At 35.4% G+C, this 9,786-nt stretch carries 10 protein-coding genes and 1 pseudogene; 5 read left to right on the top strand and 6 right to left on the bottom strand.

The window, feature by feature from the left end; translation table 11 throughout:
* Positions 1-538: 538 nt before the first annotated feature.
* Positions 539-976, top strand: coding sequence for a DUF4332 domain-containing protein (locus F6K23_RS39180; protein WP_293166416.1), 438 nt, complete (start codon positions 539-541; stop codon positions 974-976).
* 440 nt (positions 977-1,416) lie between these two features.
* Here F6K23_RS39180 and F6K23_RS42640 read toward each other — a convergent pair.
* The 3 genes and pseudogenes from F6K23_RS42640 to F6K23_RS39170 form a co-directional block, all read right to left on the bottom strand.
* Positions 1,417-1,788, bottom strand: a pseudogene (locus F6K23_RS42640) (hypothetical protein); the annotation flags it as partial.
* A 33-nt stretch (positions 1,789-1,821) separates the two neighbouring features.
* Positions 1,822-2,928, bottom strand: coding sequence for a hypothetical protein (locus tag F6K23_RS39175; protein ID WP_293166414.1), 1,107 nt, complete (start codon positions 2,926-2,928; stop codon positions 1,822-1,824).
* 338 nt (positions 2,929-3,266) lie between these two features.
* On the bottom strand, positions 3,267-3,821 hold the full coding sequence (locus F6K23_RS39170; protein WP_293166412.1) for a hypothetical protein: 555 nt from the start codon (positions 3,819-3,821) through the stop codon (positions 3,267-3,269).
* 378 nt (positions 3,822-4,199) lie between these two features.
* Here F6K23_RS39170 and F6K23_RS39165 point away from each other — a divergent pair, with 378 nt between their 5' ends.
* Positions 4,200-4,820: a Uma2 family endonuclease gene (locus F6K23_RS39165; protein WP_293166410.1), complete on the top strand. Its 621-nt coding sequence runs from the start codon at positions 4,200-4,202 to the stop codon at positions 4,818-4,820.
* Between the two features lie 167 nt (positions 4,821-4,987).
* Here the strand turns inward: F6K23_RS39165 and F6K23_RS39160 are convergent, their stop codons facing one another.
* The gene (locus tag F6K23_RS39160; RefSeq protein WP_293166408.1) at positions 4,988-5,995 is read right to left on the bottom strand and encodes a hypothetical protein; all 1,008 of its coding nucleotides are present in this window, start codon (positions 5,993-5,995) and stop codon (positions 4,988-4,990) included.
* Between the two features lie 305 nt (positions 5,996-6,300).
* Between F6K23_RS39160 and F6K23_RS39155 the strand changes: the two genes are divergently transcribed.
* Positions 6,301-6,672: a hypothetical protein gene (locus tag F6K23_RS39155; RefSeq protein ID WP_293166406.1), complete on the top strand. Its 372-nt coding sequence runs from the start codon at positions 6,301-6,303 to the stop codon at positions 6,670-6,672.
* Positions 6,673-6,725: 53 nt separating this feature from the next.
* Entirely contained in the window at positions 6,726-6,890 is a 165-nt protein-coding gene (locus tag F6K23_RS39150; protein ID WP_293166404.1) for a hypothetical protein, read from the top strand.
* A 17-nt stretch (positions 6,891-6,907) separates the two neighbouring features.
* Here F6K23_RS39150 and F6K23_RS39145 read toward each other — a convergent pair whose 3' ends face one another.
* Entirely contained in the window at positions 6,908-7,831 is a 924-nt protein-coding gene (locus tag F6K23_RS39145) for an Rpn family recombination-promoting nuclease/putative transposase (RefSeq protein WP_293166402.1), read from the bottom strand.
* Between the two features lie 471 nt (positions 7,832-8,302).
* Here F6K23_RS39145 and F6K23_RS39140 point away from each other — a divergent pair, with 471 nt between their 5' ends.
* Positions 8,303-8,884 carry a hypothetical protein gene (locus tag F6K23_RS39140; RefSeq protein ID WP_293166400.1) on the top strand — a complete coding sequence of 194 codons (582 nt, stop codon included), beginning with the start codon at positions 8,303-8,305 and terminating at the stop codon, positions 8,882-8,884.
* A 57-nt stretch (positions 8,885-8,941) separates the two neighbouring features.
* Here the strand turns inward: F6K23_RS39140 and F6K23_RS39135 are convergent, their stop codons facing one another.
* Positions 8,942-9,496, bottom strand: coding sequence for a helix-turn-helix transcriptional regulator (locus tag F6K23_RS39135; protein WP_293166398.1), 555 nt, complete (start codon positions 9,494-9,496; stop codon positions 8,942-8,944).
* Positions 9,497-9,786 lie beyond the last annotated feature (290 nt).

The following is a 9,786-nucleotide window of genomic DNA, read 5'->3' as shown; positions in this document are numbered from 1 at the left end:
ACGTCCGTTTAGAGTTTCCGAGTGCCCCCCGGCAACTAATAATACCATAGCATATATTCAATTCACTTGCAAATAAAATAAAAAGTCGCCCTACAAGGGCGAGGCTTTAAACCCAATTTTTCGGTAATTCATTCCTGTCAGGGGACAGGGATAAAAGTTTCAAGCTTTTATCTATTTTTTAACTTTTTACAAATGATTTACGATTGCTATATATATAGTGGGACTTACACAAAATAGAATAGGCATTTTTAGGGCATTGACGTAATTTCTTGATCTAGACTGACACGAGCGCCATTTTTCGACCATAAAATGTTTAAGTTCCAATAGTCAAACCCCTCAAAAGCTGAAAAATATTAAGTCTGGTAAATTACCTATAAGCTAAGACTAAGAGGCATTTTTGTTTTATATTCTCTGTTTCTTCTCTTAGTTAATTGGATATGCCGAATTAATCAAAAGTATAGCATTATTTTTGGTAATTGGTATCAGGTATAGGAGCCATTTATAATTTGCTCAAAGCTGAAAAATAGAAAAAATAAACATGAAAATAACACAAAAAAAACAATCAACAAAATCTCAAAACTGGTCTATTGAAAAATTACCAGGCTTAAGTAAGCAACATCAAGAATTACTAATAGAATATGGCATTACTACTACTAGAAAACTACTAGAAATAACTCAAACTCCCCAACAAAAATTAACCCTAGCAAATCAACTACAAATTCATCTTCAATATATCAAGAAATGGGTGGCATTAGCAGACTTAGCTAGAGTTCCTAGTATTGGCTGTCAATACTGTGGACTTCTGCTTCATGCTGGTATTGCTTCAGTTACTCAACTAGCTCAAATACCTATCCACAGATTGCATCAACAAATCCTAAAATTACAGGTATCAACTATGCAAAGACGTGACCTTTGTCCCACTGTCGATCTGGTTCAAAAATGGATTCAACAAGCTCAATTTTTGGGTGCATCTTAATAAGGAAGGCAGAAGGAAGAAGGAAGAAGGGCTAACTACTGAAGCCGAATAACTGGACAAAGTTAGACAAATGTCAAGAAATATTTAAAATATGCTGATTGTTTGCTTTCTTTCATATATTAAAGTTTGACTGTATTATCAAAGACTTTTCTTCATGGCTTACCAATTCAAATGCAATCAATCAAGACCAAACTTAAAGTTAATAATAAACAAAAAACAATACTTGCCAAACACGCAGGTGTAGCCCCTGACTGCCTATGTGCGACTCGTTTTGCCTAAGTAGTCTTTAGTGGCTACGTTCAGCCAGTCCTCGAACCCAGGGTCATTTCAGTTATCAGTTATCAGTTATCAGTTATCAGTGAACCTCCGACTGAAGTCGGAGGCTTGAAATACTGAACTAAATATTTTTTTCATCCCCTTAAAAGGGGAGGCACATACCCTCATTTTTTGGTAACTCTGATATTCATGGAGGTTAAATTCCTTCCTACGCGGATACCGTATGACTCCATAGTCCCAGGATTCAGACAAAGTGCAAGTCTGTCTCTCAGTGCATGGGCTAAAAGCGAAATAAGGGTAATGCTGTAGTCGATAGAAAATGCCACAGCCAAGGTCAATCTTTGTTTTGTTCGACTGCTGCTTAAGAGATTGGCGATCGCCTGATTGTCGAAAAAAAAGATCCGCTTAGGGGTTCTATAAGGATATTTGGGGTCAATTACAAAGATTTCTGCGTTCCCTCCAAAATGAATATTAGCTAAAGCAGCAATATTATCTACTAAAGTAGATTTTCCCCTACCAGTTGCGCCAATAATTAAGTCGTGGTGAGATTTAACAAAGGTATCATCTAACTAACAAGTATCACGCTTTTTAGTAGTACCGGAGCTGACAATAATTGGATTAACATCTCTAGATTTTTCATTCTCTGTTTTTACTAACAAGTATCCTCCTTTTACCTCAGTATTGCAAAACTTACCTGTTGATAATTCCAAGGAATGATTAATCTTTAAAGCTTTAGAAGCTTTGGTAGAATCTACTAGGTAAAATTTGAAAGCTAAAGTATCTCCATAGCGATTAAACTCAGCAAAGGAAACATTAATTTCGTTCTCTAAATAAGTATTCTGAATTATTTGAGAGAGATAAGCTTCGTAACTTGCACCATGAGCAATTCTTAGCTTACTACTATTCTTTAAATTAGTATTCTCAGATTGTAGAGAGTTTAGTGCATCTTGATATTTTAAAAGCTGATGCTTGTAAAGCTCATTAGTTCTTACTAATTCATCAAATTTATCTTTTTCTGCCAATAAAGCTTTTTCTACTTCCAAGGCAGATTTCTCTTGATTTATTTTCAGTTGTTCTTTGTACAAGTTCAACTGTTTCTTTAGATCGTCTAACCTTCTTTCTTCAGCGATTATATTATTTTCTCTACTATAAAACTGCTCTAGTTTATGCTGAGATAAGTCTAACTGATTCCTAAGCTCATCTGATACAGCGAGCGCCTGACTTAATTCAGTGGTAAACTTATCATTTAATTGTTGTTTGATAACTGCTATTTCGGCTTCATACCTATTAGCAATTTCTATCGAAGCATTCTCTAAACGAGCATCACAGGTTTTTAACTCACGAGTTAAATCATCCAGCTTCTGAGCCAATTCAGATATTTTAAGATCCTTTTCTTGAGTAGCTTCAACAATTTTATTTTGTAGAGAATTTATTAAGTATTCATTTTGCTGCTGTAAATTTGCTAATTCTAAATCAGCTTCTTTTGAAATTTTATCGATTTTTTCTTGAGAGGAATTAATAGTATTTGCCTGGGTAGAAGTACTGACTATAATTCCCAAAAAAGAGCTACCTAATAATACTAACTTAATCTTTTTCTCCAGGTACACATTCATTGATGAAAAAACGAATATTCCTGTAGAAACAATAATCCCTGCCACTGCAATTTTGAACTTCATAATAGAAAAAAATAGGGGAGCAACCCCCTATAAAACTAAAGAACGAAAGATTCCACTAAAGGTTGAAGTAGCAGTCAGCAGTCAGCAATCAGCAATCAGCTTTTCACTGTGTATAATGGGGGATTCAAACCCCCATTAACACACACCACTAATTTTTTCTAAATATAGTGGGAGACTTATACCCTCGGATTTTTAGCTGAGAGCTGATAGCTGAAAGCTGATAGCTAGTTAAAAACAAGCTTGATAGTCAATACACAAGCAGCAAAAAACAGCAAAAAAACCAAGAAATTAACGATAATAACCAGCGGGATGAAGTTAAACTTCATATTTTTTATCTCCTAAGTTAAACCAGTTGAATCTTCAATAAATATTGCATCCAACACATCAAAATCTGTGGCATATCGAGATTTTAAACTAACTTCCAATTGAGTAAGATTCAGCCTAGATTCCTCTATTTGCAGATGCCGAGTGTTACCATGAATCGTCATCATCTCTCTTTCTTGCACAGAAGACGCTTGCTCAAACATCAATTTATCCTGGAGCTGAGAATGCTTTTCCTGAGACAAAGAAAGGCGAGTCTGCTCTTGCTCATAATTTACATCTGCGATTAACTGTTTAACATCAGCAATATCAGTGTTAGTGCTTTCAATGTTGTAGTTAATTTGCCTTTGCTTAACTTTCTCACCAGAAGCAGCTACATCCCAAGATTTAGCCAGCAGGTTATTATCCATAATCTGCAAATCAAGCGAGCGCATTTGACCTTCTTTGTGCTGCTTCTGGAGATCGTAATCATGCTGTGTGATTGACTCAACGCCCTCAAAACTAACAGTAGAAAGCCTCTGACGAGTAGAGGAAATTTTCGGTTTCACAGAGGAACCTAAAGTATAGGTCATTTGTTTTTGTACTCCTTATAAAATTTTTCAACTAATCTCGATTGCTGCGTGATGGCATTCAAACATTGTGAATGCTGTGTCTATATGGAAGTCTATTACATTGTCTCCATAATTCTCTTCATTTCCCTGTAACCCATAGCTAATAAGAATTTTAGATGTGTACATCAGTTTGTCTCTCCTTGTCTATTTGATGTCTATAATTGAAATATAGACACTAAAAAACGGAAGTACAAAGAACCTAAGCAACCATTTTTGAACTTAGGCAATTAATACGCAATCAGCCTTCAAAAAAGTCTATAATCTCTTTAGATATACCATTAAGCTTGCTTGTCACCCCGTGAGTTAAAATAGAGACTCTTTTCAATAGCTCAGTAAACTATGATTCTATTAAATGACTTATCCGAACGTCTCCAGATTGACGACCCGGAAGAACGTCATACCATTAATCCGGTGAGTTGGTCACAATACGAAACATTATTGTCAGTCTTGGGGGATAGCTCCTCCTACCGTATCAGTTATTTAGATGGAGTTTTGGAAATCGTGGCCCCTAGTCGTCGGCATGAAAGTGGAAAAACCCGAATTGGAACGTTGTTAGAAATTTACTTTCTGGAAACTAACACAGAATACTTTCCCACAGGTTCCACAACTTTTAGTAAATCTGAACAGTCTGTGGGAGGCGAACCAGACGAGAGTTATTGTATTGGCACAGATAAAGAATTCCCCGATTTGGCCATTGAAGTCGTTGTCACGTCGGGTGGAATTAATAAGTTGGCTCTCTATCAACAACTTGGGATACAAGAAGTTTGGTTTTGGCAATTCGATCGCCTTGCTATTTACCATCTGCGACAAGATTCAAAGCAATTCACTGCAACTTTTGGTTATGAGGCCATTAATCACAGTAAAGTTTTACCTGAATTAAACATTGAGTTATTAACCGAATGTATTCAGAATCCAAGTCCTCTTGCTGCTGCAAAAGCGTTTCGAGCAGGAATTTGTTAAGTTAAAGAAGGATTGCTGGAGACAGCAATATGAGTGTATGGGGATTCAAACCAAAATCAACTACTAGATTCGGCAAGGGGTCTCCCGTTATAATCAGGCGATTTAACGGGAGAGAACTTCACATTCGTAGAGATAAGTTTTCCCAATTTGCGGTCGGGAAAAGGATATTATGCTACTTGGGAATTAGAAATTTTCTCAGGTTTATAAAACTTAGGGACATCTAGTGTCGGCTCTCCAAGTAGTTCCATAAATCCCCATTGTTCTCTACCAGGTAAAAATTTAGCTTTAATTTCTACAAAGTAGCGTGAACCTTGTTTATCTTTCTCTAACTTAGGATTAAATCTAAAAGGTTTAACTGGTGAATCTTTCCACAGAACAGGAACGTGATTTGCCCTAGTTAATTTCTTATTTAGTTTCTCATTATCAAATTTTTTCTTTAATCGTGAGACGCGATCGCCTTTTCCTTTTCTATTCCTATGAATAGAAATTACAGGACATTTACAAACCCCTATAAACTGCCACAAACCTGATAGTTTAAACTCATTAACCTTTAAATCTAAATGAGGATTATCATTGGCTGCAATTATTGTAAAACCTAGTTTGGGGGGAGTATTTTTGTTAGGGAAATGTGTGAGGTAAGGATAAACAGTTACATACCTATCTTTGTCAGGATTGTAGTCTAGCCTGAGAAACTCTTTTACCTTTGGGCTATTATAAATTAATTCATAAGTTTTACCTTCTGAAATTAGATTGTAGTAAGCATCATTATCCTCATATCGTTTGACTATTTTGCCATATAAAGTTCCTATACCTTGGAAAGCATAATCTTGTTTAGGTGGTAGGCTTTCTTCTTCTTTATTTTCTAATTTTTCTTCTTCTTTAACTTCTGAAGTAGCTACTTTTTGAGATTCAGATTTAGGGTTTGATTCTGTCTGTTTTTTAGTTTCAGTTTTGGACTGCTGACTTGATTGAAATGTTTTCTCTTTCTCTGAAGGTTTATCTACTTTTAAACCCTCCGCTTTAGTCGGATTTAATTTAGATTTTTCCTGTTCTAATTGTTTAGTTAAATTATCAATAATATCTTGAAAAGTTTTCTTTTGTACTTCGTTTTGTGCAGCATTAAGGAGCTGCTGCATTTTTGCTAAATTTTTTTCTAGGTCTGGAATAGATACCATACTCAAGCTCTCCTTTTTTGATTTTTCCTCACATTATCAAACTCGAACAAAAGCTAGGATAAACTACCGCTAATTGATTTCCATCAAAAGGCAAAAAAGTATTTTCGATATTTCTGGAAATATATCTAAAGTAATTTGCTGCTCTTTAATACAATCATCAAATAATTTATGGCCAGCTTTGACTCCACCTTGATTAGTTCTTAGATTTTTTTGTTATACTATATAAATAGTATAACTATAACAATTCCTATTAAAAATATCAGGTTTTGTGGAGAGCGTTCGCAATACATTTAGGAGTAATTTGTATGGGTGAAGCAAAACGTAGAAAACAGTTAGATCCTAATTTTGGAAGAGATATAAAAAATCAACGTAATATTGGAAAAGAGGTAGGAACATTCACTGTGGGGGTTTTTGACAAGTACGATCAAAAAGAATATTTAATGCAGCATAACTTAGATTATCCACCAGATGAGATTGATACTTTTGCAAATCTACTAGGTTTTGTTAGCATTAATACTGTTTTTGATACAGATGATCGTGTTTATGCTGTATTTTTTCAAAATTATGATGATTCAGACACTATTCTAACAACTCGAGTACCTGTAGCTTTTTTTCAAGAAGAACTACAAGCTGAAAAATATGCGCAACGACTTAGGGACGCTCACAAAAAAATATAGGTCTCAACCAACGCCTTCGATCAGATTTTCTGATAATAAGAGGTAGGAGATACTTGAGTCAAACTTTTTATCCACCCCAGCCATTTATACTTGCTGGGGTAGAAGCTGAGTATGAGCGATCGTTCATACAAAAAACAATTCTAGTAATATCTCTAGTTCTATCAACAACCTGGGATACAAGAAGTTTGGTTTTGGCGTGTGCGATCGAAGAGCGCTGAAATATCCCTACTGTGGTTCAAGATCGTTCCTGCAACCAACTCAACAAATCTTCCAAATTATTGAAGTCTAAAAAATCTTCCCCTAAATTATCCAAATCTGCAACTGATAAATCCTCAATTTGACTAATTATTGCCTCTGGAACTTCTCCAAAACGCTTTTTAAGTTGACGTATTATTAATTGCGCTCTCCCTTTTTGTTGGCCTTTTTGTTCCCCTCTTTGTTCCCCTTGTTGTTCCGCATAAGTTATCCGTCCTCTTTCATCTTGCATTGCTATTCCTCGACGCTCAACTATGTCTAACTCTTCCGCTGTCATGTTAATTTTATTAGCAATATTTAAAGCCTTTTCTATTTCCGAAACTTCTCTTAAATTCTCCGGTATCTCATCTAAACGGCTAGCACCTTTGAGAAAATAAATCCACTTATCACTTAAACTATGTAACTCAGACAAATTTTTCTTAAACTTGGGTAATTCTACAAAAAATAGTTGTAACTCTTTTTCCAGAAATTTAATTTTTTTAGTCTCTTGTTGAAAGACAAACTTATTAATAACATCCTCATTATTTTCAAACAAAATAAAATCCGTAATTGTTACCCCTATAGCTGGATTAAGTAAGAGATAATCTTCTCCTGTTTCTAATTGATTTGCATAAGCTTTAGCTAGGTTATAAGCTACTCGTTTATTAAAACCAGCCATTCTAGCAACCTGCATTTCAATCACTACAACAGAACCATCTACTAAAACAGCTTTGACATCTAAATATGTATCTTTTAAACTGAGCAATTGACCAGGATTAAAAGGATTAACAATTGTCAAAGACTGAATAATTTTTTTCCCCCCATAAATTATGGCATTGAGAAAGCTAATTAAGATATCTTGACTTTGTTGTGAACCGAAGATTTTTTTAAAAGCATAATCTATCTTAGGACTAACAAATTTCATAGTAGTTTTTCTCCTAATTAATTATTAATAATGTCAAATAGTGATGTACGGATTTTATATTGACTGCCATCTTTATTTGTCTGCTGTCCACTATAATTATAACATTTTAAAGTGGTATATGTTACAATTTTTTAGAGACAGCTTTAGGAGAGAAGGTCCTACAATATCAATTAGGTAATTAACAATTAATAGTCCACTGTTTCAGGATATATCTACTACTAAATTATCAATTAAAATTATAAATAGTTAATGTCAATATGAAGTATACTTAGATTTACGAATGGTGCCATCCATGTCTAGAATGGTAAAGACATCTTCACTTTTATTTGATTAGTTCTTAGATTTTTTGTTACACTATATAAATAGTATAAAATAGAACAATTCCTATTTTTGATAGGATGGATGATACTATTAGTAGCTAGTTAAACCTAATGGCCTGTGCTATCGCATTATATTTTGGAGGTAAATAATATGGGAAAAAAAGTAATAAATCGAGACGTTTATTATACTCGGAAACAATTAAAAGAATTAGGGATGAGTTCAGATGAAGTCTTAAAGTGGATTGGCGACTACGATGCCAAAGATAAATGCACTTTCTTATACTTAAAAAAACGCTGCGATGATATTTTAGCCTCAGATAACTGGAAAGCTTGGACTACAGGAGAAGGATATGTATATTTTACTTCTAAAAAAGGTAATGAAGCAGCTTTAATCATGAAAGCTCCCAAGTCCTATGAAGCTACAGCATATAAGAAAAATGGGAAATGGTATCCTAGAGTCAGGCATCGTTCTTTTCCTGGTGCTAAAGGATGTTCTACACTGGATGAGTGTAGAAAAATTGTAGAAGACAGACCCTATAAAACTTATGATGAGTGGAAATTATGGAACTCAGGATACTCTAAATTAGGCATTAAATATGCCCAGATATTAGACCAAATTGAAGAAAACCAAATGAATGAAGTTGTAGGTGATGAATCAGAACACGTCATCTCTACAAAAAAAACCACTCGTATGCGCCACTACAATGAACCCGCTTGGTATAGCGATGATTAGACCATAGCTCCGCCCTGCCTACTCCCAAAGTAGGTTAATTTTTGCTATAAAATCTAGTCACCCAGAAGCAAAATCTGGTGGTGGTCCAAGAATATCCTCAAACAACTGCCTCAAATCCCCAGGCAGTTGCCCCACCAACCCCATAATAAAATCAAAAACTGTATCAATATCCAACAACTTGAACAAATCAGCTCCAAAATCCTCCCTAGCTATGTCCACCATCTCAATCAAATCTGACGGTAGTTCATCACCATTAATCAAATCAGATACCAACGCTGGAAAATAAGTCTCAGCTATCCACCTCACTTCATCAGATAACCCATCCATGGGATTATCAGAATTATTCCACTTCCTTAAAAATAGATTATTAAGGGAGTGGAATAATTTAATTGTCTGCTTATACCCCCCTTCAGGACACAACCTCTTAAAAATCTTACTTACCCAACTTTGACTACATCCCATCTCCTGAGCTAATCCCTCCTGAGTCACCTTCTGGCCCATTCTCTCCCAACGCATGGCCAATTCAATGGCCTTTCTTGTGTCGCGATCGCTCCTAGTAGCAGCGTCAGGAGTCAAATCAAAAGCCGTCAACTTCTCAATCTTTACCCCCACAAACTGCTGTTTTAGTTGATACTCAAGGATCGATACCTAGATAGGGAGCTAAATTACCTGCATCATGGCTTTTACCCGTACCCGTACCACTGCGGTCTAACAACCATGTTAACCCTTTTTGATAGCATTTACCCTCAAATTCATTCCTTTTTCCAGGGGTGATTATAGAACCCCTAAGCGGATCTTTGTGAGAGAGTATAATGGATAGAAAATGCCATACTCAAGTAGCTTGACAGACAGCGAGTGGGCTTTAATTGAACCACTGCTGCCCAAAAAGAAAAGAACTAAAC

The sequence above is a fragment of the Okeania sp. SIO2C9 genome (assembly GCF_010672455.1).
Classification (GTDB): domain Bacteria; phylum Cyanobacteriota; class Cyanobacteriia; order Cyanobacteriales; family Microcoleaceae; genus Okeania.
Note: the sequence above shows the minus strand (reverse complement) of the source record. Positions and strands in the feature narration are given on the sequence as shown.

Excerpts from the sequence above, each read along its gene's own strand:
- F6K23_RS39180 (WP_293166416.1), top strand. The coding sequence starts at position 539 with ATGAAAATAACACAAAAAAAACAATCAACAAAATCTCAAAACTGGTCT.
- F6K23_RS39175 (WP_293166414.1), bottom strand. The coding sequence starts at position 2,928 with ATGAAGTTCAAAATTGCAGTGGCAGGGATTATTGTTTCTACAGGAATA.
- F6K23_RS39170 (WP_293166412.1), bottom strand. The coding sequence starts at position 3,821 with ATGACCTATACTTTAGGTTCCTCTGTGAAACCGAAAATTTCCTCTACT.
- F6K23_RS39165 (WP_293166410.1), top strand. The coding sequence starts at position 4,200 with ATGATTCTATTAAATGACTTATCCGAACGTCTCCAGATTGACGACCCG.
- F6K23_RS39160 (WP_293166408.1), bottom strand. The coding sequence starts at position 5,995 with ATGGTATCTATTCCAGACCTAGAAAAAAATTTAGCAAAAATGCAGCAG.
- F6K23_RS39155 (WP_293166406.1), top strand. The coding sequence starts at position 6,301 with ATGGGTGAAGCAAAACGTAGAAAACAGTTAGATCCTAATTTTGGAAGA.
- F6K23_RS39145 (WP_293166402.1), bottom strand. The coding sequence starts at position 7,831 with ATGAAATTTGTTAGTCCTAAGATAGATTATGCTTTTAAAAAAATCTTC.
- F6K23_RS39140 (WP_293166400.1), top strand. The coding sequence starts at position 8,303 with ATGGGAAAAAAAGTAATAAATCGAGACGTTTATTATACTCGGAAACAA.